The sequence below is a fragment of the Candidatus Saccharibacteria bacterium oral taxon 955 genome (genome assembly GCA_010202265.1).
In the GTDB taxonomy this organism is placed as follows: domain Bacteria; phylum Patescibacteriota; class Saccharimonadia; order Saccharimonadales; family Saccharimonadaceae; genus Saccharimonas.
In genome coordinates this window covers 831,420-854,787 of the sequence record CP047918.1, presented here as the reverse complement: position 1 = coordinate 854,787, position 23,368 = coordinate 831,420, and the positions used below count along the sequence as shown (strand labels likewise).

Below are 23,368 nucleotides of genomic sequence, written 5' to 3'. Positions count from 1 at the left end.
GCGGTGAGGAGAGTGGTAGATGTTACCGACCTGACGGTCTGGCGAGGGAACCTTAGCGGAATTCAGCGGGTTGTGTATGAGATGGCGGTGCGATACGCTGATCGGTCTGATACGGTATTTTGCTATTTTAGTGAACAAGATAGGCGGTTTTATCAGCTGACTAGTATAGGCGACCTGCTTTATCCAGATCATACAGAAGATGGCGAAACCGGCGGTGCTTCTGGTCCTAGAGGGGCATCTCGAGCGCTTCATCATGCAAAGCGGGCAACAAAAGCTCTCGTACCACCGATCGTATCAAAGGTTGCGCGTCACGGGGTTTCACGTCTAAAGGGTATCCGAAGCCAGAGTGAACAGAGCAAGATGCACACATTTCAGCCCGAGGATGTGCCGTTTGATTTTCAATCTGACGATGTTCTGCTGGTTTATGGTGCGCACTGGGATAAGCCACATTACGTAAGCACAGTATCAGAAGCCAAAGAGCGAGTTGGTATCAAGATAGTTCACAACATAAATGATTTTATTCCTGTTTATGATCGTGCACATACCGCAGAAGTTGAGCATGAGCGATTCCCACGCTATGTTCGTGCGATTTGTGAGCTAAGCGATGCTCTATTATTTATATCGGAGGCGACCCGACGAGACTACGAGAGGTTTGTAAAAGACTTTAACATAAAGAATTGCGCCAAGACTGGAGTTATGATTCTCGGCGAGGATATTAATGAAAAAGAACTAGTTAGGCCAGATGGAATTGTCGATGAACCGTACATCCTAAATGTTGGGACGCTCGAGGTACGCAAGAATCCGGTTTTGCTCTACCAGGTGTATTGTCTCGCCCATGAGCGTGGAATTGATTTACCCCATCTATATATTGTCGGACGAATCGGTTGGCTGACTGGAGATATCTATTATCAATTAGTCCATGACGATCGTGTTAACAAAAAAATTACCATTCGAAACGATATAGACGACAAAGGGCTGGCTTGGATGTATAAAAACTGTAAGTTTTTTGTCTTTCCTTCATATTATGAGGGTTGGGGCCTGCCTGTAGCCGAAGCGGCTCATCACTGCAAAGCAACTGTGGCATCGCACTCCTCGTCGATACCTGAGGTGGTTGGTGAGTACGCTGATTATTTCTCGCCATATAGTGCCGACGAGTGTCTCGAGGCAATTGTCAAAATGATGGATGACAAATATCGCACCAGTCGTGAGAAAAAGCTTCATGACCGCACGCCACTTACTTGGGACGACACTTATCGTTCGGCTGAATCAATCGTTGAAAGTATAATCAAATAGTAATCGTTTACTAGCGACCACTAGTATTAGTTGACCATCTAGGTATATTTCCGCTGGCGTACATAACTAGGTTACCGTCCTCCTGAAGCTGGAGCATCGAGTGTTGTCCTGTAACGGTCTGAGAGTTCCAGACTGGTTTTGTGCCGGTTGCATAGAGAACTAGGTTGCCGTCTGACTGCATAACGAGGGTAGGGCCGGCCGCACCTGCTGTGTGAGTGTGCCATATAGGGTTTGAGTTGCTATAAAGAACCATATTGCCGTCGGGCTGAATAATCAGGCGATATTTGAGGTTTTTGCTCATAATTTGTGTTCCGGTTGCGATTGCTTGGCCAGATATCATATTTGAACTGTAGTTTGGTGTTACTTCCATCCTGTATGACATGCTTGTACTTGGCATCCAAGTTATGCCTTCTGCGACCAGAGCAAAAGTCTCGTTGTACCAGCCTGGTGCCGGTGCAGTAAATGAGAAACGCATATGACCGATTTCGGTTGGCTTAACAGACGACTCAATCAAACTGGCGATTCGAGTTGACGATAACCATAATTCGCTTCGAAAGGCGCTTGGTCGGTCGACGGGCGAGAATGTACCGAGCTTAACAACTGAGTTTGTCATGGTTGCGCCACCAGTATTTTGGAATACGAGCTCTCCATAGATTGTCTGGCCAGTTCGAACGCGACCGTCTGCAAAGCCGAGTGGTTTTGTCAGGGCAGGGTCGTGGTATAACTTGTTGGATATGATGCGGGCGTTATATGAATTATCCTTTGGCGTGGTGACTGATATGTCAAAGTAAAGTCCGATATCATTTTCCCAGGCTATGCCTTCGTGAACAATGTTAAAATACTCACGCGACTTAGTGAAGTTGTTTGGGGCAGTTATCGAGAACATAAACGTCCCGGTCTCTCCAGGCTTAACGCGTGGTTCTAGTAACTGGGCTGGTCGATTCGTGCCAGGCCAAGATGTGTTGGCATAGGCGCTCGGTCGATTTTCTGGACGCGACGTCGCAAGGGTCGTGTTGCCGTTATACCAGACTTGGTTTCCAGTGTTCTTCGCCTTGATATATAGCGTGGTAGTGCTTCCAGGTGTCATTGTAATTGTATTTGTCCTGTTATTAGAACCAGAGATAGCCTGTCCTTGATCAAGCATCGACCAGGTGCGCGATGGCGGTGATTGTGTTGAGCCAAACCAATCATTGAAATACAGATAAAAGTTTCTATTGCCATAGGCGCCGCAGGCGTCACCTTGGCCATACTGAGCATTGAGAGCCGATTGATTTGGCTGATATGGCGTGTAGGAATAAAGAGCCGCAGTCGCACCGTTTTGAATAAACACATTGCTTGAGCCACAGCTGGCATTTGGGTTATAGAGAATTGTATTGTTGCCAACAACATAAGGTACGTACCATCCCTGCTGCCGCTCCATATAACCCCTAAAATGTCGCGCAGCTTGGTATAGCTGGTTTGAGAGGCTGTTGTATTTAGGGTCGCACGCTGGCTGTCCAGGCGCGACATGATCGGGACATCCAAATCCCATCGCTTGCTGGTACTGGCGAGGAACAGGGATATTGTCGGTAATCATACCATTTTCTTTTTGGAGAGTGACAATAAGTACTTGAGGGTTGATACCAAACCTGAGTGAGTACATATGAATCAACTCGGCGGCACTCAAGGCTCCTGCTGGTGTGTTAATCTTGCCGTAGTTATTTTGGCTAGTTTCTGGATTTTCTCGATAATCACGCAAACATCGGTAGGGTGGTCCGATCCCGTAGCGCCGTTCTATCCATTGGCGATTAGTCAAAGAGGACGAGCCGCCGCCAGCTTTTTCGACACCGTTGATATCACAGTTGGGCATTTTACTCTCGAGAAACGACTGTATCTGCCCAACGGTCATGGTATTCGTATTAGTAAAGTTCACGTCATCAATAATGTTACCGGGATTGAAAGTACGAGCGTCGATAGCCGTTACAATTGGCACTGCACAAAAAATGCTAGTTATAAATGTAGTGACCAGCAAAGAGGTGATTTTTAAGCCGTGTTTCATGGGAGAGTTACCGTTTTTTCTGCGGAGCCTGATTGACCAGCCGACCCTGTGTATGTAATTGAAACCTTCCATTCACCACGCGCTAGACTGGCTGTTTCGATGTCAAATCCTTGACACACCGAATAGGAGGCTTGAGTTTGTGTCCCGGCTGATAATTCGATTGGTTTTTGACCTGGTTTTGTTAGAGCAAATTTACATGTTCCATTAGCATCTATTGCTTGGATGATTGTCCGCGCTGATAGGCTAGACCCATTCAGATTGAGAGACGATATGAGAACAGACGTATTGGTCTTGGCGGGTTGTTTGGTTTCTGTCCCCGTCGCTTTGGCCTGCTGTTTTGAGGCCTCAGTTTCTTTTTCGAGGAACTGATCCTTGGTCTGGTTTCCAGCTTTTATTTGCTCGGTAGTTGGTTTTTTGTAATCGATCTTCGACTCTGTGTCTTTAGTATCCTGGGTGTTTGAAGTGAGCAGGAATGGCCAATATCCTCGAGCGTAGGCGACTGCGCTATATGCAGCGATTCCGAGCAGTAAAATGACCGCAAAAATTATGATAATGTTACGTTTCTTGTGGTTTGGCTTAGTGATGTTCATGAGTATCTGTGTCAACTATTTAGTTTTCTTATCTATATAAACATAAACGTAATATATAGTCAACGACTATAGTGGTATATTAGCTTTTTTACAAAAATCACGATAAGATTTTTCGAACGTAAACTCCTTACTCCATATCCAGGCGGTTTGGCGGATTTTTTTGTAGGCGGTTTTATCTGCCAAAATATCAACTGTTGCTCGTCCAAGAGCTAATGGGTCGTTATTGGCCGATACTATACCAGTTTTTTTGTGTCTGACGCTATCGCGCAGTCCATCAACGTCATAAACAACAGCAGGGGTTCCTTGACTATTTGCCTCGGTAACGATTAGTCCCCAGCCTTCTTTTATTGACGTGACGAGTATGACGCCAGCCTCACGCATCAACTTTAGTCGCTTTTCAGATGATACGCGACCGAGGATCTCAATATTCGCTTTAGAACGAGATTTTGCAACATAGTCTTTTAGGCTATCGCCGTATCCCCCAGAGATGTCTCCGGCGATAATCATTTTTAGGTCGGGGTTTATGGAGTGCGCCTCTTCAAAGGCCTTTACTGCATCGATCGTGCGTTTCATAGGGCGTACGGCGCCGAGCGATAAGACGACGGGACTGGCTGGTTTTGTTTTTAGAGTTTTTAAGGGTTCAAGTGCCATGCCTATCGAAAAAGTTTTGATATTTTTCAGACCGTATTTTTCCATGTCTCTTTTTGAGCTTAATGATTCGGTGAGAACTGTAGGATAGAGTTTTGCAACTAGTGCTAGATATAGTGGCTCGATAACAAAGCCGATATGGGAGAGAACGGGTAACATCTGATAAAACCAGACTTCGCGAGCTAGCTGGTATGACAGGAGTACTTTTTGAGATGCCTTGACGTATGCGCCAGCAAAAAACGGGATAGTATTCATCTCATCGATAACCAAACTTGGTTTTTCGTGAGTTTTTTGATAGCGCCTATAAGAAAACAGAGCTTTTAGATAAACCGTAAATCGATTTCCAGAGCGATAGATAGAGACGTCTCTCTTTTGCTCGTATTGCGAGGCGCCTGGATACATGGCAGTAAAGAGCGTAATCGTATGACCATCTCTAGCTAGCCGATCCATAATCTCTCCGGACACCGTTTCTGCCCCTCCTGCCTGTGGGTGCCAGCGGTCTTTCCAGGAAAACCACACGATATGCATGGATGAGATCTACCCCTCTTCCTCAATGATATATATAGGACGGTTCTGGGTTTCGTAGTAGACGTTTTCTAAATATAGAGCCAGTAGACCCTGACAAAATAGGACAATTCCTACCATAAAACTTAAGAACACGGCGAGAAGTGAGGTGCCAGTAAACGATAGGTTCAGAGCATCCTTTAGCAGGTATTTTTCGATAACCATAAATATGCCGAGTAGCCCCGCAACTAGAGCGACTAGAAATCCAGCGATACCGATAAATTTTAGTGGCCTTGTCGAGTGTTTAACTATACCGTTAATGGCGAGTTTGGTTAGCTTTCTGAATGAGTATGATGCATCACCGGCGTGGCGTTCGTTGGCTTCAAACTGAATAAGCTTACGAGAGTAGCCTAGCCAGTCGAGGAGGTTTCGGGTTACGCGATCATGTTCGGTAAGCTTGTTGTATTGATCAATAATTTTTCGGTCGATTAATCTGAAATCGGTTAGCCCGTGCTGGCTACTGTTGTCGGCGCCAAGTAGTTGAAGGATAAAGTAAAAACCACGTGAGCCTAGGCTCTTCATAAACCCGGCCCCGCCATCAGTTGTACGAACCCCGATAACAGTTGCGTAGCCAGCTTGCCACTCGCGAATGAATGTTTCAATCATCTCGGCGGGGTGTTGGCCGTCGGCGTCAATCATAATTGCTGCGTCACCTTTTGCTTTGGCGAGTCCAGCTGTAGTTGCTGCCTCTTTGCCAAAGTTGCGTGAGAACGAGATGTAGCGCGCTAGCTTATCTTTTTTCACGATATCTTTTAGTATGGTTAGCGATCCGTCGCTACTGCCGTCGTTAATATAGATAATTTCAAATGATTGAGGGAGTTTCTTTAGATAATCTCTGAGGAGGTCATGATGCCATTTCAGATTAGCCTCCTCGTTGTAGACGGGGATTATGATACTGACGAGAGGTTGTTTGCTCATACTAAGATTGTACCATATTAACAGGGGTGTATGGGGTGGATTTATTGCTTGGCGCAATTACGCTGAATAATATCAACTAGCTGCTGGGCGTGGATTTTCCAAGAATAGTGAGCCTTGACTTCTTTGAGGGCTTTTTTGCCCATCTCGCCAGCCATTTTAGGGTCAGAGATAAGTGTCTGGAGTTTTTTTACTATAGTTTTTGTATCTTTTTCTTTGGTGTAGAAGCCGTGAACGCCGTCGGTGAAGAGGTCGCACACCCCTTGTCCTTTCGGTATGATGAAAGTTGTTCCTTGGGCGGCGGCTTCAAGTGCTGGCATGCCAAAGCCTCGATCATCGTTGGTTTGTAGGACGACGAGAGCCTTGCGGTATAGTCTGGCTAGCTCTTGCTCATCAAGACTACCAAGCACCTCAATAGACGAGGTGACTTTAGCCTCTTTTAGCATGGTTTCAAACCTAGCACGATAATCAGGATCAATCCACTTACCGCCCATTTTAATTTTTAAGTTAGGCAGAGCCTTTGCTAGCTCTATGAGATATTCGGGGTGTTTGCCCTCTTTCCAGGCTGTCATAACAAATACATATTCATCCTTATTGGCGGGGCGTTGCGTAGGGTGAACCGATGGATAGACGACGTCAATTTTTGCATCGGGATCAGCCTGCTTGATGAAACTATTATGGGCCGTCCCGCCAACAAGGACGCTATTCATCGCCCTGATGACGTGCTTATCAAGTGTACGCGCTATCGGTAACAGTAGAGCGTGTATTAGATGTGGAATCTTGGGCCTATAGACGCGTTGCATCAGGTATGACGCAGGATCCCAGACAAAGCCTGAAAATGGAATTTGTCGGCGTTTTTTTAGCTGGATAGCTGTAAATATCGTATAGGTACCGTGAACTATTAAATAGTCAAACTCATTTCTTTTGACCTTGAAGGGAAGTAATAGCGGGTAGGTCAGATGAAATAGCGAAAAGAAAAAGAACAGCGGAAAGCCAAAAGAAAACCTAAAAATAGACGGGAGTCGATCGTCTAGATAGATGACCGGTACGTCTTTTAAGAGGTCAGGAAAGGCGTTTTCGACAACAGCTTTCCTGCGGAGTACCACTAGATAGGCATCGTGTCCGGCTTCTATTAGGGCGCGAACCTCCTCGATAGCGATTTTCTCGACGCCTCCGACATTGAGTCGATCAATCAGTACCCCGATTTTCATGCTTGCTATTTCGCAAAGATATCAAGTATCTTTGATATCTCTTCTCTGGTTAGTTCTGGGTTGTTGCCAAAATAAAGACCCTGCTCGTGGATTAGGCCTGCATTTGAATTCTCGAGTACGGTCGAGCTCTCGTATTTTGCAAAGAAAGGCTGTTTTGTCATGTCGCCGCCAACGATTGGGCGAAGTTCGACGATCCCGTCACATTCCGCGACCAGACGATCTCGGATTTCTTGGGATTTACATATGACTGGAACGGCGAAGTTCGACGCTACATCGAGATGATCATGTTTGATTGGATAGAAAAGGTCGCTCCGTTTATAGATTTCTTCTGCAAAGTGAAGGAATGTTTCTTGCCGGATACGGACAATCTCATCTAGATATGGTATTTGCGTGTTGCCGATGAAGCCATTTATCTCGGTAGGTCGTAGGTTGTAGCCTAGGTCATAGAAAGTGTAACGTGAATAGAATGAACTGTTGACGTTGTGCTTGGTGCGAATTTCTTGCTGGTGTTTTTCGGCAAGGTTTCGGTCCCAGCCATGAGCGCGAACTAGGCGTACCATGGTCGCTAGCTCTTCGTCATCAGTACAAATCGCACCGCCTTCGATCGTCGACATATGGTGGCCTACATAGAAGGAGAAGGTGCTAGCTAGTCCATAGTTACCAAGCTTTTTGCCCTTGTAGACAGTGCCTAGTGACTCACAGTTGTCCTCGACCAAAATAATATTCTTTTCGTCGCAAATACGCTTGATTTCGTCGATATCATCGCAAAACCCGAGTAGGTTGGTGATGAACATCATTTTGATATCGGTTTTTTCGAGAACTTTTTTGAGGGTTGAGCTAGAGACGTTTAGTGTGTTTAATTCGACGTCGACAGGTACTACTTCTAGTCCTAGCTCAATAAGCGGCATAGCGTTTGTTGACCAAGTGAGAGCCGAGAAGCCGACCTTGTCGCCGCGCTTGATACGGCCCAAGTTTAGTAAGGCCTGGATAATAGCGAGGTTAGCAGAGCTTCCGCTATTGACAAACATACAATGCTCTCTGCCTTGCCAGTTAGCAAATGCTTCTTCAAATTTTATACACTCTTGTCCAAAGCTTAGGATCTCTGCTTTTTGTACGAAATCTACCAGCTTGTTTTTGGTGTCCTGCTCGTTGTAGAAAGTTGATTTAATAAGTCTGATCATCAAACATAATTGTATCATAGATTACGACGATAAACGCCGTAGGATCTAGGGGTAATTTGGCAATGTCAGAGAAACCCTCAAGACCTGAGCTATTCCGACAACAGTTGCTACACTAGCGATAAGGTTTAAAATCAGCAGAAGCTGAGCGATAGACGTCGACGAGGGGACTATCCAAGACGCAATAAACAGGCTGGCGCTAACGATAACCGACAGCCACACAGCTGATACGTTTCTGATAACGATAAAATACAAAATAATAACCGTTAAGATAAGTAGTAGTACCTTGTAAATCATAGACAAAAAGACGATTGCACCGACCGAATCAAAGGTGTAGGCAACGCCGAACATAACCTGGGTTAGCGGCTCGCTGGCTACCCAGAGTAGCCCAATCATAGCTATCAGTAGCGAAACAAAAAAAGCAGTGAGTTTAAGTAGGGGCTTGAGATTGGCGTGCAGTTGCTTGATGTTAATACCGCCTAAAAACGGCCACACCAACATCATGCCAGCAAAAAATATCACACGTCCGAGGATGTATAGGTCCGTGTACTGCTTGATATTTACTTCAGCGAGTCGTTGTGCGGTGACTAGGTCGAGTAGTTGCACTAGACTAATCGCTAGGACTGCGACACCAGATGCTACTGTATAGCGAATTAGTCGGTAGGTCTCGGGAGAGCGAATTTTGATGTCGAGAACTGCTTTTGGTGATGTTTTCGGGAGCTGAGAGTTGCGAAATACTAGATGTATGGTGGCGAGGGTAACGATCTGGGCAATTGACATCGACACCATAGTTATAAAACCGTTATGGAAAAGTAGAGCAGCGAATAGAGCAAACCCAAACTGTAGTACAGCCGACAAAGCGGTAACAAAACCTAGCTGAATGATTAGATTCTTGCCGTTAAAATAGCCAGAAATAATCGTTACGGGGATAGAGAATAGCATCATGCTTGTGATCGGGACGGCGAACCATGCAGGTGTATTTGCCCATTGCATCACGAACGGAGACGCCAGCAAAAAACCTGTTGCTAGAAATAAAAACACCTTTAAGATTACCGCCTGTAGCGTAGCAATTCGTCGGTGTGCGGTTGACTCTTTGTCGAATTTTGCTAGGCTTATCGATACGGCAATAACAGATGATAGAAACGTTGACATCTGAGTGAATAATGATAGCGAAACGGTGATGTCAACATATTCTGCTGATGGCAATATTCTGCTTAGGATCGGATAAAGTAAATAATTGATTGCGGCAGCAAGTATGTTGAGGGCAATAAATATCGATGTAGATCGACGCACGGTTAACCTCGTTTAGTGCGGCGTGCTAATAAGTAACCAATTCCACCAAAACCAAATTCACAAGTTTTCATAAACAGCATACCTAGACCTAGTATTGGGTTACGAAATAGCTTTTTCGGGTGTGAGAAAAATAACTTATATCTACCAAAAATACTGGTCTGTTGGCTGACTTTTTTTTGGTCGTTGGAGTTACTTGTGTATGAGGCGAAGCATTTTGCGTAGTAAAGTTTTTTTTGAATTGTTCTCAGGAGGGAAATCTTTCCTTCGTCGTGGTGAATGTAGGCTTTGGTGTGTGTAAACTTGCCTTTTGCTTCAATTCTTTGCGACAGATCCCAGTCCTCGCCGCTCACCATCTTGACGTCATACCCACCGATCTCGTTGAAATCCTTTCGATAAAAGAACCGAGCGGCCTCCATATAAGGTATACCAACATAAAAACTACGCTCTAGTTTTTTGCACTGCGCCCAAAAACCAGTACCAAACGATTCCTCGGGTATGATGACGCCGACAATATCTTTTGCAGATTTGATTTGCTCGACACACTGTTTGATGACGTCTGGCTCTAGGTTCATGTCGCTATCAATAATGCAGACATATTCACCACGCGCCTTTGTCATGGCATAGTTACGCTGATAACTTCGCTCGGGTCCCTTTGTGTATACGTGAGGGGTGTAGTGTCTGGCAATTTCTTTTGTGCCATCAGTTGAATGGTTATCGACTAGAATTATCTCGATATTTTTATAGGTCTGCTTAGACAGGGAGGATAGGCAGTTGTCGAGGGTTCGAGCAGAGTTTTTTGTCGGTACGACGATAGAGACGAGCTTAGAATTCATGGTAACACCAGTATAACATTTACTTTGTCGAGGGGTGTCTATGAACTATAATGATATTGCTAATGAAAAAGACTTGGCAAAAGAAGTTTCGCGAAACACTTACTGGCCACCGCGCATTCTTAAACGGATCTATCCTGGAATACGTCGTGGTTATGGTGTTTTTTACTTTTTTGTCACTATGCTATATGAATTTTAGTGTCATCGGGGGCGACACTAAACTCTTTATATCTGAGCCGGGTGATGCAACGGCTGGCACGACCTGGAATATGGGTGCGGATAAGGATATGAATCCTCTACTTGGACATACTGATGCGGTTAATTATCCAGACGGTGCTAATCTAGGCGATCCATCTCAGATAACTAGCGCGCTGATATCGTTTCCTTTGTGGTTATTGACGAGATTTGTCTCTCCGTTTATGGGGACAAATATCATGCAGATTATCGCATTTTTGCTGGTCAGTATGAGCATTTATGGGCTGGTTAAGCGACTTACGGGTAAGTGGTATATTGCATTGTTTGCAGGCTTCTCGGCGACATTTTTCCCATATCATCTGTTCAAGACGGTGAACCATATCGGCAATATATTTAGCTGGGTGTTTGTGTTTGAGCTAGGGGCATTTTTGTACCTCTGGAAGCGACCGTCTTGGCGATCAAGTCTCGCTGTAGCACTGTCGATCGTTGCCGGATATTTTACGGATGGCTATTACTTGCTTTTGAGTACGGTGTTTGCCACGACACTTGCTATAGGCATAATTATAGCGAGTGCAGTGCTGAGGCAGGGTCAAAGAAAGATCGTCGGCGTAGTTAAGTCTCTTTTGGTCGCTGTGGTGATGTTGGTAGTGCTTGCTGCCCCGATCGGTTATGTACAGTTGACATCTGGTAACCAGATCTCAAAGACGCTCGATCGTTCTACGAGTACCATAAAAACCGAGCTGAAGGTCTACGCGTCTACGAAGCTTGACTTCTTGGCGCCACCTCCATATAATCCATTTTTTCACGGGCAGGAATGGTATTACAGCATGCTTCGCCAAAAAGCTCAGCACTCAAATAAGGTTGAGAGCACGCTTTATATCGGCTATGTTATCCTGGGCTTATCTGTCTTGGGTGTAGTGCTATTTGTCTGGCGAATATTTTGGCATAAGAGCTTTAGGGACAAAATAAAACTCTCGGATCGAAGTGATCGATGGTTTGTTGTGCTGAGCTGTATTGTGCTGGTGTCAATGCCAGTTATGCTTTCGTTTATGGGGCCGGACAAGATTTATAAGTTTGGCCTGACTATCCCAACACTTGCTGGAATCCTGACAGATCATATTGCTCTGTGGCGAGTGTTGGCTCGTTTTATACTACCGATGCATGCGATGCTTGTGCTGTATGCATCGTTTACACTTTATATACTACTAGGTCGTTTTGCCATAAATAGTAAAAAGAACGTTGCTCAGATTGCTATTGTAGCCACGCTAGGTCTAGTGTGTGCGGCTGAATATGCAACGACTATAAATACGCCGCTATTTGATCTAGCAAAAATGCCAAAGCTGTATAGCTATCTCAAACAGAGAGGTGATATTTTGGCTATAGGTGAGCTTCCTCTTCAGGATAGCCCGATTGAGGTAAACGGGTATTATGCGACCGCACAATACGTTCACGGCAAGAAATTAATCAATAATCACGTGAGTAAATATAATATTGGACAGTTTAGTGCGCTTGGTACAGAGGAGAATCCGGAGACGATTGACTTCTTGAGGGCGCGTGGGGCGGATGCGGTGATTACGCGCAACAAACAATGTAATAATCAACCTTGGGGCAAGCTACTTTATTCCGAAAAAATTGACCTAAAGTCAACCTACGAGGCTCCACCATTTAGGCAGGCGTCCACGGATGATCATATTTGTCTATATAAACTAAATAAGCAAGCGCCTATAGACGACAGTTTCATCACGACCTCGGCAAATTACGCGCGCGAAGACACAGGGAGCTACAGCACTAGCCTGGGCCAACCTAGGGTGACGATGAAAATTACTGATAGCCGACAGCGTCCGATAATAGGACGCAGGTCGTCGGTGTCGGTTGAAGCGTTTTCCACTGGTAAGCTAGGCTACGCCTGGGTTGCCCTGCAAAATGGTGAGCAGATTGCTAAGGGCGAGTTAGAAAAGTCTAGTGGTCAGCCGGCGACAATCACGTTTGTTGCAAAAACCGACGATCCGATAACGATTCAATTTACATTGACCGATGGCACTGTCTATGTACCAGAAGATGTTCGCTTAAAGAATTATCGATCAACTCTCATTAGTGATTGATAGGCTGTATTTTTGATTTTGACAATATACCGTTGATAAGGAACGGGTGAAGTATATAATGGGTGTATGATTACCGTGATTATTGCAGGGGGGTCGGGTACACGTTTGTGGCCGCTCTCGACATCAGCCAAACCAAAGCAACTTCTAAAGCTCGTCAACGATTACACGATGGTGCAAAACACCTATAACCGTGCGACGACATTCTCAAAAGAGATCTATGTTGTCCCAGACGAAAGTCTCGTAAAACTACTGAAACAGCAGCTCCCAGTACTTGACGACGAGCATATCATTTCTGAACCTGGTCGACGCGGTACGGCTAACTGTATCATCGCAGCGCTTGCGCACATCGCAAAAAACCACCCAGATCATGATGAGCCTATTGCGTTTATTTCTGCTGATCATCAAGTCCGAGATGTAGAAGGATTTGGGCGCTCATTTATAAAAGCGGGTGAAGCTTCAAAGGCGCTCAAAGAAATTGCCCTCATTGGTATAGAGCCAACATTTCCTGCAACTGGGTTTGGCTATATCGAGCGCGGTGCGGAAACTAGCCAAGAAAGTGTTTACGAAGTAAAGAGCTTTAAGGAAAAGCCAGATTTTGATACGGCACGAAAGTATATGCACGCTGGTAATTACCTCTGGAACTGTGGCTATTTTGTTGGTTCGGTCAATACTTTCCTTCAGGCTATGAAATCTTCGTCTCCAGCTCTTCTCGAGCGTTACGAAGCCCTCATGGGTCTAGACGACGGTACGAAAGAGTATATCGATACATACCAATCATTCGAGAGTGATTCTATCGACTATGCATTGATCGAAAAAGCAAAGAAGCTTGTTGTCACGCCAGCTACGTTTGACTGGATGGATGTCGGTAACTTCAAGGATTTACACGACGTAAATGAGCAAGACGAAATTGGTAACTATATCTGCGGCGACAAAGTTCACACGATTGAAGTCGAAAACGCTTATGTACGAAACGAAGAGGAAAAAGACATCGCGATCATCGGCCTAGACAATGTTGTCGTCGTCAATACACCAGATGGGCTGTTAGTTGCTCGTAAGGACCTGGCTCCAAAAGTTGGTGATATCGCCAAAAAGATTCAGTCTTAGTTTTCCTAAAAAAGACGAAAAGAGATGCTAAAACCTATACGATTCGTTTAGTTTGGCTCGCGCTCGGTCTGTATTGATTCTACTGAGTTTCTCTGTAGGGTATATATAGATATGGTAGGGTCGTAGTCCAGACTGAGGTGCTGGGTCGACGATAATTTGCTTGAGTGGTTGACCAAACTGCGCTACGGCATCTTTGTGCGTGCAGGCTGTACTCATCGGGTCATTGTAGTCATAGTCGTCTCCAACTGGCTGGGTATAGGCGATTACGGCAAAATATGGACCAATATTCTTATAAGACATCCAGCGTGCATCGATAAAATAAGCCTGAAGTGATGCGCATCGCTGAGAGAGTGGTAGTAGGCGCAGGTCTTGGTCTGAATTAGATCTTGCTCGTGCTGAAATAGGATATATATGCCAGTAGTCCCCAGCAATAGTATTTATATTATATTCTTTGAGTCTTTTGGCGATGTTGTCGTGGAGTGAGCCAGTAGTACGTTCGGTAAATGACGCGTAGTGATAGGCTCGTGATATTCCTGAGAGGCTACATACAGTAAAAGCTAGGATAAAAGCCATCATAACAATACCTTTGACTTGAGGTTTCAAAACAGTTAATCCGTAGGAGGCGATAATCGATAGCGAAAACAGTGCTATATGGAAGAAGCGGACATTCCCCCATCTGCGACATGTTGAGTGAGTGTGTAGGGAACGATTGTAGCGATGACAGTGACGATCGCGAGTATCACGTACTGCTCGCGCCAGCTGTAGGTGTCGGTGGACTGTTTAAGGGTTTTTCGTAGCGCTATTATGCCCATAATAGATACGGTAGATACGACCATGATAGCGATAATAGTTTCGGGACGGTAAATCGGTGCTCTGGCGACGTCAATTCCGAGCGATACCAGGATAGATTTTAGCGCATCGACAAAGAATTCAAATGCTCTTGCGACCGATTCTACTGGTTGTTTGATAAACATAGCGCCAGACTCTTTGCCGACAACCACTAAGCCGACAGCAGAGGCTAAGCGCAATAATATCATCCCGAGAGCGCTAGATAGCACACTGATGCCGAATGTATAAATAGAGCGCATTTTAATGGGTCTTGTAACATTTCGAAAGTTAGTGAAAATGGCGACAAGTAAAGATGCGCCGATTGCATACGGTGCAAACATTGGATCAGAGGCGACCAGTAGGACCAGAAATAGCAGGCCAATACATCTGCGAGACCGACGATTGTCTCTGTAGAGCCAATAAAATGCCAAGAAAAACATACCGTACTCGATATTGCGCATACTAGGCATGGTCATATTATTTAGGGTGTAGTGTGGCGGAATGAGCAAAAATAGCATCATTAGACCGGCAAGTAAGAGTGCGGTGTAGCGGTACCGTTTGGTAATTTTGTAGAATATGTAGCCAAAACACCCAAACATCGGAACGGTAAACATCAGCGAAAGGATGGTGTGGCTAATTATAGAGAGGCCGATTTTTTGCTCAATATAAAAGAAGGGTAGCTTGAATAGAAAAGTATGATAATCCATCGCAAAAACACTGTGTAGCTGAAACGGCTCACGAAACATCATCGTTACTGACAGACTGTCGGAGAGGTAAAAGTCATCAATTGTCTGAAAAATAGTGAATACGACTAGTAGGATAGCTAGTGGAATTAGTGATATCAGAAATTTTTTGCCAGCAGATAGATCGTGTAGTTTTTTTACTACCTCATAGATAGACGACATACTCCCTATCATATCGTGCGAGACGTCCAATAGCTAATAGTTGACTTTTTGATTATATAATGATATCATATACATTAGCCCACAAAAGTGGGCGTACCTTTCGTGAGAGGAACCGTAGATGCACCATAATAATAAGCGTGCTTGGATCGTGTCTGCTGCCATAGCAGGCCTTGTAATTGTGGTCGCCGTCGTCGTATTTTTGGCGACTTGGAGACCATTTGCATCGGAGGCGAGAGTCTCCGGCTATAGGCTATCTCTACCCGAAGGAACCCAACTCATGGGCTCCTACAATGGGAGGCACGGAGAGTCTAGGGCCCTCTACAGGGTGCCCGACAAGGGCTACCTTGAGACGGTCGAGCTGTCTGACCACTACGGGTATAGCGACTTCTATCACGAAGTCGCCGAGGGCAACCCAGAAATGATATCAGGTAACCTGCACAGCGGTTTCCGCTGGGCGGGTTCTTCTGCCGGGTATGGCGAAGCATTGTCAAACCTGAGCACTTTCGGTATAGGCGGGAGTAGGTATAAACATTGTTATACCTACCATACAGAAAGTGACTTCGACGGAGTCCTCATCATTAGGTACGGCGAAGTCCACCCAGAAAAATGGCTTATAAGGTCCATTGAATTGGCGGACTGGGAGGAGTGATTCTTTTTCGCCCCTTGCGCTCTACTAGGTAGGGCGTAAGGGGCGTTTTCTTTATGAAATATGATCGTTAACGATTTTTTTAATCTTTGTCAGAAATAGTGACTTATCGAAACGACGTGCAGTTCGATTTAGTTTCGACGGAAAGAACCTGCGGGACTCAGTCTGTTGGATGGCAGTTACGACGTCATCGATTGTCTGACGTTCGAATAACTCACCCACTTCAGGAGAAGTAATGATGTCGAGTGTGCCAGCCCGGCCGTAGCCAATAACTGGTGCGCCAGCTGCGAGTGCCTCGACGCTGACAATCCCAAAATCCTCCTCGGCAGGATAAATAAAACCTTTTGCTGTGTTTAGGGCATTATTTACCGCTTTATCGGACGCGTCGCCAAATCGATCGGTGTGAAAGTGAATAGTTGGTCCAGCAATCGAGACCAGCTTGTCATGAGCTGGTCCGTTGCCAAATACGTGGAGTTCGGCGCCAAGCTTTGTGCAGGCCTTGACTGCGAGGTCGTAGCGCTTATAGGGTAGTTGACGCCCAATGGTTACGTAGTGATTGCCACGCTCGCGTGCAGGAGCAAAACGTGAAACATCAACTGGTGGGTGAACTACCGTACTACTGCGTCCATAAAACTTTTTGATACGCTTTTGGGTTTCGGTTGAATTGGCGATAAATACGTCGACCTGTTTAGCGGCCTCGAGGTCAAGTTTGCGCTGACGTGGAACTAGCAGTGGCATGAGAGTGCGGATGATCGGGTTTAGCTTGCCGTAGCCTGGGTCGCGACGATATTCCTTGTAATGACTCCAGTAGTATCGCGGTGGAGTGTGGCAATAATTTATGATCACTTGATCAGGGCGAGATTTTGTGACTTGATGGCCATGAAGGTATGAGCTGGTCAAGATAATGTCGTAGCCTGAGAGGTCAAGCTGGCGCATTGCTTTTACCGCCATGGTCGGAAATAGCTTGTGATAAGTTCGGAGTTTTTTTGGAAGTCTCTGGAGCTTACTTGTGCGGACGTCGAGCTTGGCAAATGCAGGCATTTTTTCTGGGTTGTATATTGCGGTATATATTGGCGCCTCGGGAAAGGCTTCGTGCATCGCGAGGACGACATTTTCCGCCCCGCCCATAGTGGTCAAAAAATCACAGACAATAGCAATACGTGGATGTCTCATAGGGTCTATTATAGGACATCGTTACGCTTTCGGAATTTATTCTATGTGCTATTGGAGTGTATTTGATTATCGATGTGCTTAAGGCTACAATAAAGATACTATGCCGATACCGAGGATTGCTCTAGTGTCGTCGATAATTGTAGCTAGCATCATATGCATGTTTGTGGGTGCCAACGTGAAGGCAGAGGGAGGCGGTTGGTATAGTGGAGCGGAGGTTTCGGGTGAGCCTATTGATAAGCTTGAAGATAAAAATAACTGTATAGTTCGTAAGGTCAAAATTTATAGCACGATAGAGAGCGCCTGCGTTTATATAGGGAAGACTATTGAAATTGCTAAATATGGCGCATACACCTACGCAGCTAAAAAAGACGAAGGTGTGTTTCGTCGAATAGAGCATAAATTCGAGTCCATAAAATTAGTAGCAGGTACTGATATACTGTTTGGTCAAGATTATCGAGGCTCTTATCTAACCGCCTACACGCTTTTTCGATCAGGTCCGGGTGCACTATTACCAAAGGGGCCAGATGTAGGTCGAATGTACCAGTATTATTTACTTGATAAAACAAAGGGTGTTCAGCTTTTTCCAGATAGTGGTTATCCTGGGGAGCTGCGCGCCATACTAAACGCAGCTGTGTCACCAAATGGTCGGTTTATGTTTGTGTATGTTGATTGGTTTAGTTTTATTAAGGTGGACTTGGAGACGCTCGATACAGTGCTGATTGGCACCAACGCTAGTCAACTATATTCTGGATCTGTTTCGAGTGCTATTGCAATTTCAGATGATGGCAGGTATGTAGCAACGAGCTCACCGATGCGAGTTTATGATACGTTAGGATGTGGTGTTAATTTGGGTACGAATTATAATACAACGAAAGGCTCAGGAGGATACTGTTCGTACGCTGAATTTGACCAGACGATTAGGCAAAAGTTCGGCTCAGCTAAATGGACACGGATGAATGGTCGGTTTATGGACAATAACGAAAGGCTTGTATTTGATCAGGGTTCATATAATATCAAGCATCGTATTACAATAGGTAAAAAACCAACCTATCTTGCTCTCGGCGACTCATACACCAGTGGAGAGGGTGATGTAGAAAGAGAAGGTCATAAGAGCTATTATCTGCCATTTACTGACCACGGACTAGACATGTGCCATATTAGTTCGCGCTCATACCCATTTTTGCTGCGTAGTATTTGGGCTATAAGGGAGGGCGACGTACACTCGGTTGCCTGTTCTGGTGCGCGCATGGTTTATGACTATAATCGTCCGCTTGCTGGATATATGGGACAGGGTGGAAGGCTAAAGGGTCAAAATGAAATATCTCGTATTCAGCAGGATGCGCTAGATCGTTATATTCCTGGACGAGTCCCGCAGCTGGAATTCGTCAAGAAATATAAACCAGATATAATTACTTTTACTGGTGGGGGTAATGATATTGGTTTTGGAGAGATTTTAAAGTACTGTGCCTTGAGTATTGATACTTGCGGTTATGTAAAGGGTGGATACGGGACTATGCACGATGACCTGATGGCGTCTATTGATGACCAGTATGTTCATATAAAGAGTTTTATAAAAAGTGTGAAAACTGCTTCGCCACACTCAAAGATATACGCTATTGGTTACCCGAGCTTTATATACAACGATGGCCTTTGTTATCTCAATGGTGGTCTTTTGAATAGACCCGAACGAGAATTGATTAACGAGGCGGTTGATCGTCTGAATGCTGCTATTGCCCGTGCCGCAAAAGATATGAATATCAAATACCTCAGTATTACTGATGCCCTTGTTGGGGGTCGTATTTGCGAAGGTGGAAAATACATGACAGGCGTTGTGAGAACCATTCTTCGCAAAGATGGCTTTAATAACATGTTTCACCCAAATGCAAAAGGTCATGCAAAAATGGCATATGCTATCGAAAAAGCAAAACATCGAGTAGAAGCGAATACAAGTGAAACTACCTCAAACCTAAGCCCGGTCAATAAACAACATACTCTAATCCGAGAACGTATATTTGACGATATGCTGACAAGAGACTCTAAGGCTACTCTATCCTTGCCTCCAGGTAGATTTGCTCCGGCGACAAAGGTTGAGGTATTGATACACTCCAAGCCGACTCGTATTGCCACACTGATAACAGATCAAACTGGTGGTGCAAGTTGGAGCGGTTTACTGCCTAGAGATATCTCACCGGGTGTACATTTAATTACAGCAACCGGTAGAGGCTTGGATGGACGCCCTGTTCAAGTTCAGCAATTCGTGTCGGTATTTTCATCTCGTGAAGCGCTAGATTCTCGAGACGTGTGTGATGTTGCTGGCGGATGGTATGACGATAGGGGAGCTAATGTATGTGCCCATCCTGGCCCATCATCTGGTCCGATATCGAGTGAATTGACAGTCCAGTACAAGCGCCTGGTATCTCAATGGTTACAAAATATGGGTGTGCATCCGGTTGTATACAGTGATAACAGGGGTGTGTTCTCGGAAGGCGCTATACATATTGAGGCACCGCGTCTGAGTATGGGTGTTCCATCGGAGACGACAGGTGTAGATGATCAGCATGACTCTATTTGGTGGGTTTTTGCTCCGTATGCCTTTGGATGTATTACATTTACGGCAATTGGAGCATTCTATTTCAGGCGTAAAAGGCGCCTTTGTAAATAGGTGATTACGCAGCTAATTGGCTATTTTGCGCCAGTTTTTCGTAGAACTACACCGATTGTTTTGAATAGGATGCGTAGATCGAGCCAGAAACTCCAGTTTTGGGCGTAGTAGAGCTCGAGTTCGATTCGCTCTTCGAAACTAAGTTCAGAGCGGCCGGAGACTTGCCATAGTCCAGTAACGCCCGATTTGACGCTGTGAAGTAGAGCGGTACGTGTACGGTTGAATTTGACCTCTTGGGGTAGGATTGGTCGCGGGCCAACAAGACTTAGGTCGCCACGGAGGACATTTATAAACTGAGGTAATTCATCTAGTGAGGTGTCGCGCAGGAACTTGCCGAAACGAGTGATGCGCGGGTCGTTGTTGACTTTGTGGTTTTTGCGGTACTCATCTGCTAGGTCGGGTCGTCCCATGTCCTCAAACTCTAGACTGGCATCTTTTTTGCCGTATTGTGCGCCCATGCTACGGAACTTAAATAGCTCAATTGGCTTGGAAAATTGACTCAGACGCTTTGAGCGGTAAAAAATTGGTCCTGGATTGAATATTTTTTGCAGCAGGCTGATTAATAGGAGAATTAGACCCCAGAGTGGTAGGGTGATGACGACAAGGACGAAGTCAAATAGACGCTTGATGATGGCGCCCCAACCAACGAGTGGCGTTTGACTGACGGTTATCATTGGGTAGCCAAGAAATACGTCTACGGTATTTTTGCCAGTATAAAACTCTGGCTCACCAGGTATAAAGTTGTATTGAATATGATTGACCTGCGCCGCACCGAGAATTTGATGATTACGATCTTCGCTGTCGTACAGGTCTGTCTGGATAATTGTTGTGATGTGAAGCTTATTGATATCTTTGAGAGCCTGCTCAACCCGGCTGTAGTGAGTAATCCCTAAGTGAGGTGAAATAAGTTTTGACGGCCCAGCAAAGGCGACAACTTGATAACCGGATTTGTGGGTGCTTTGTAGAGCCTCGATGATATCAGCGGTGGCGGGAGAGTTGCCGATAATCAGGACTCGACTAACTCCTCGTCCGTATCGATAAAGCTCATTTCTTACATCGCGGATAATTTCGCGAACTAATATTATAGCAACGGTCGAGCCGATAAAGACATAGAGTGCGACCAAGCGAGCCGGAAAAATATGAATATTAGTGACGTACTCCCAGCCGATAACGAGTAGGATACCGATGAATGTTCCGAGTATCACTCGACTCCACTCGACCAAGCGTCGTCCATATACACCACTCGAATATAGTCCAAGTGACGCAAATATCAGAATCCAAACAGGGGCGATAGCAAGAAAGCCAAAAATATACTCTGAAGCATAGACAGAGTGAAGGAGTGTTCTGGTGTCAATTTGTGTACGCACATAATAAGCAACAGCAAAAACGATCGCAAGCACGATTGCATCGGCGGCCATCAGCATGAGACTGTAGAACTTTGTATTTCGCGACGGCATAATGTGCCATTAGTATATCATTTTCGGTACAATAGGGATAATGAAACGTCTTCGTTTACAGCATATTATCGCTTGGATACTTTTGGTGATAATGGGTTTGGTTGTCTTTCACGCTCCACTAACGGTATTTATAGAGAGTCGGTGGCCATTTGCTGGTGATGGGATAAAGGCTTGGAAAGAGTTGATGCTTGCTGTAGCGCTGATACTGCTGGTTATAGATTACTACCGTCGACGAGCCTTGGCTACACTTCGTAACGATTGGGTTGTATGGTTGGTCGGGGTCTATGCGTTACTTCATATTGCCACCTCCTTACTTTCACCGGTGACGCAGGGTCAGGCTATTGCTGGACTGATGATAGATCTTCGATACGTGGCGTACTTTATAGCTATATACCTGTTTTTGAAGGCCTATCCAGTTTATCGACAGTCATTTTTCAAGGTTTTACTAATTGGCTCAGGTATAGTTTTGGGGTTTGCGGTGTTACAACTCGTATTGCCACATGATTTCTTGAAATATGTTGGATATAGTAGCGAGACAATTCAACCGTACTTAACGGTAGACAACAATCCAGATTATGTTCGTTTGCAGAGCACTTTACGTGGCCCTAATCCACTAGGCGCTTATGCTTTAACGGCTTTGATTGGAGTGGTGGCTTATCTAAATGACAAAGAAAGATTTAAATCTATACTGAGTCACAAGAAAGCCGTATTCATTGGCATAGCGGCAATTATCGCCCTGTGGTTTAGCTATTCACGAAGTGCGATACTTGGCGGCTTGGTGGTACTTGTCGTGGTGGCCTTGATGGTGAGGCGTCGATTCTCATTAAAGAAACAATTAATAACGATTGGCGGGGTTATTTTAGCTGGTATTGTCGCAATTGGTCTCCTGCGAGGTACGTCATTTTGGCACAATGCTGTTGTCCACGATAATCCTTCGACCGGCGCCTCAACCGATTCGAATCGAGGTCACGCCGAGTCTCTGTATGATGGATTTTCTCGCATGATGAATCAGCCATTTGGAGGTGGTGTGGGCAGTACTGGCTCCGCTTCGCTCTATGGAGATAAACCGCTTATTATCGAAAACCAATATCTATTTGTTGCTCATGAGGCGGGTTGGCTGGGCCTTGCACTATTTATCGTCTTGTTTGTAAATGTATTGGTAACTTCATGGCGATCTCGTCATGATTGGCGTCATCTCGCACTTTTGTTAAGCGGGATAGGTCTCGCGGTAATTGGTCTCATGCAACCAGTTTGGGCGGATGATACTGTTGCAATGGTTTGGTGGGGTGTTGCCGGTGTCTTGTATGGTGCGAAAGGAAGTGGGTATGGAAAACCGACCAACAAAAAAACAGCGTGAGCTATTGAATTTTATCGATGGCTTTATCAAGGGTAACGGCTATGGGCCGAGCTACCGAGAGATTATGAGAGCGCTCGACTACAGGAGTGTGTCGACTGTCGCAACTCACGTTAATGGCCTGATCGCGCGTGGCTGGCTCGTCAAAAAAGATAATTCTGCTCGCACTCTAGAGGTGGTTATGAATAAAGAGTCGGGTGGCCTGTCGCAAGAGGGCGCCGTAGTGTCTACGGCTAGTCAGGAGATTGCGAAGAAAATTCAAGCTCTAAAATCTGAAGACAAAGAGGCGAACGCCGATGATATCGCAACCCTTGAGAAGGCGCTTGATATCCTAGGCATAACGTCACCTGGCGATGGTAAATAACCAACCTGTATAATAAAT

The 23,368-nt window shown here is 45.3% G+C and carries 19 protein-coding genes; 7 read left to right on the top strand and 12 right to left on the bottom strand.

The window, feature by feature from the left end:
• Nucleotides 1-3 precede the first annotated feature (3 nt).
• Complete coding sequence (locus GWK75_04585; GenBank protein ID QHU91678.1) at nucleotides 4-1,293, top strand: glycosyltransferase; 1,290 nt, start codon at nucleotides 4-6, stop codon at nucleotides 1,291-1,293.
• 10 nt (nucleotides 1,294-1,303) lie between these two features.
• Here the strand turns inward: GWK75_04585 and GWK75_04580 are convergent, their stop codons facing one another.
• The 8 genes from GWK75_04580 to GWK75_04545 form a co-directional block, all read right to left on the bottom strand.
• Entirely contained in the window at nucleotides 1,304-3,331 is a 2,028-nt protein-coding gene (locus tag GWK75_04580; GenBank protein ID QHU91677.1) for a hypothetical protein, read from the bottom strand.
• Complete coding sequence (locus GWK75_04575) at nucleotides 3,328-3,921, bottom strand: hypothetical protein (GenBank protein QHU91676.1); 594 nt, start codon at nucleotides 3,919-3,921, stop codon at nucleotides 3,328-3,330. Before GWK75_04575 ends, GWK75_04580 begins: the two co-directional genes overlap by 4 nt.
• 66 nt (nucleotides 3,922-3,987) lie before the next feature.
• Nucleotides 3,988-5,097, bottom strand: a complete 1,110-nt coding sequence (locus GWK75_04570; protein QHU91675.1) for a glycosyltransferase — start codon at nucleotides 5,095-5,097, stop codon at nucleotides 3,988-3,990.
• Nucleotides 5,098-5,106: 9 nt separating this feature from the next.
• A complete protein-coding gene (locus GWK75_04565; GenBank protein QHU91674.1) occupies nucleotides 5,107-6,051 on the bottom strand; it encodes a glycosyltransferase in 945 nt (314 codons plus the stop codon).
• 41 nt (nucleotides 6,052-6,092) lie between these two features.
• Nucleotides 6,093-7,259, bottom strand: coding sequence for a glycosyltransferase (locus GWK75_04560; protein ID QHU91673.1), 1,167 nt, complete (start codon nucleotides 7,257-7,259; stop codon nucleotides 6,093-6,095).
• A gap of 5 nt (nucleotides 7,260-7,264) precedes the next feature.
• On the bottom strand, nucleotides 7,265-8,440 hold the full coding sequence (locus tag GWK75_04555) for an aminotransferase class V-fold PLP-dependent enzyme (protein QHU91672.1): 1,176 nt from the start codon (nucleotides 8,438-8,440) through the stop codon (nucleotides 7,265-7,267).
• 45 nt (nucleotides 8,441-8,485) lie between these two features.
• On the bottom strand, nucleotides 8,486-9,589 hold the full coding sequence (locus tag GWK75_04550) for a hypothetical protein (protein ID QHU91671.1): 1,104 nt from the start codon (nucleotides 9,587-9,589) through the stop codon (nucleotides 8,486-8,488).
• A gap of 143 nt (nucleotides 9,590-9,732) precedes the next feature.
• On the bottom strand, nucleotides 9,733-10,563 hold the full coding sequence (locus GWK75_04545; protein QHU91670.1) for a glycosyltransferase: 831 nt from the start codon (nucleotides 10,561-10,563) through the stop codon (nucleotides 9,733-9,735).
• Between the two features lie 62 nt (nucleotides 10,564-10,625).
• Here GWK75_04545 and GWK75_04540 point away from each other — a divergent pair, with 62 nt between their 5' ends.
• Nucleotides 10,626-12,857 carry a hypothetical protein gene (locus GWK75_04540; GenBank protein ID QHU91669.1) on the top strand — a complete coding sequence of 744 codons (2,232 nt, stop codon included), beginning with the start codon at nucleotides 10,626-10,628 and terminating at the stop codon, nucleotides 12,855-12,857.
• Between the two features lie 66 nt (nucleotides 12,858-12,923).
• The gene (locus tag GWK75_04535) at nucleotides 12,924-13,961 is read left to right on the top strand and encodes an NTP transferase domain-containing protein (GenBank protein QHU91668.1); all 1,038 of its coding nucleotides are present in this window, start codon (nucleotides 12,924-12,926) and stop codon (nucleotides 13,959-13,961) included.
• Between the two features lie 27 nt (nucleotides 13,962-13,988).
• On the opposite strand, the gene GWK75_04530 is transcribed toward GWK75_04535, so the two are convergent.
• Nucleotides 13,989-14,537, bottom strand: coding sequence for a hypothetical protein (locus GWK75_04530; protein QHU91667.1), 549 nt, complete (start codon nucleotides 14,535-14,537; stop codon nucleotides 13,989-13,991).
• A gap of 71 nt (nucleotides 14,538-14,608) precedes the next feature.
• Complete coding sequence (locus GWK75_04525; protein ID QHU91666.1) at nucleotides 14,609-15,694, bottom strand: hypothetical protein; 1,086 nt, start codon at nucleotides 15,692-15,694, stop codon at nucleotides 14,609-14,611.
• A 118-nt stretch (nucleotides 15,695-15,812) separates the two neighbouring features.
• On the opposite strand from GWK75_04525, the gene GWK75_04520 reads away from it, so the two are divergent.
• Complete coding sequence (locus GWK75_04520) at nucleotides 15,813-16,343, top strand: hypothetical protein (protein ID QHU91665.1); 531 nt, start codon at nucleotides 15,813-15,815, stop codon at nucleotides 16,341-16,343.
• A gap of 51 nt (nucleotides 16,344-16,394) precedes the next feature.
• Here the strand turns inward: GWK75_04520 and GWK75_04515 are convergent, their stop codons facing one another.
• Complete coding sequence (locus GWK75_04515) at nucleotides 16,395-17,513, bottom strand: glycosyltransferase (protein QHU91664.1); 1,119 nt, start codon at nucleotides 17,511-17,513, stop codon at nucleotides 16,395-16,397.
• Between the two features lie 100 nt (nucleotides 17,514-17,613).
• Here GWK75_04515 and GWK75_04510 point away from each other — a divergent pair, with 100 nt between their 5' ends.
• Entirely contained in the window at nucleotides 17,614-20,175 is a 2,562-nt protein-coding gene (locus GWK75_04510) for a hypothetical protein (protein ID QHU91663.1), read from the top strand.
• Nucleotides 20,176-20,195: 20 nt separating this feature from the next.
• On the opposite strand, the gene GWK75_04505 is transcribed toward GWK75_04510, so the two are convergent.
• Nucleotides 20,196-21,632 carry an exopolysaccharide biosynthesis polyprenyl glycosylphosphotransferase gene (locus tag GWK75_04505; protein QHU91662.1) on the bottom strand — a complete coding sequence of 479 codons (1,437 nt, stop codon included), beginning with the start codon at nucleotides 21,630-21,632 and terminating at the stop codon, nucleotides 20,196-20,198.
• A 40-nt stretch (nucleotides 21,633-21,672) separates the two neighbouring features.
• Here GWK75_04505 and GWK75_04500 point away from each other — a divergent pair, with 40 nt between their 5' ends.
• Together GWK75_04500 and GWK75_04495 are read left to right on the top strand one after the other, a co-directional pair.
• Complete coding sequence (locus GWK75_04500) at nucleotides 21,673-22,989, top strand: hypothetical protein (protein QHU91661.1); 1,317 nt, start codon at nucleotides 21,673-21,675, stop codon at nucleotides 22,987-22,989.
• Nucleotides 22,958-23,350: a hypothetical protein gene (locus tag GWK75_04495; GenBank protein QHU91660.1), complete on the top strand. Its 393-nt coding sequence runs from the start codon at nucleotides 22,958-22,960 to the stop codon at nucleotides 23,348-23,350. The genes GWK75_04500 and GWK75_04495 overlap by 32 nt, the downstream gene beginning before the upstream one ends.
• The last annotated feature ends 18 nt before the right edge of the window (nucleotides 23,351-23,368 follow it).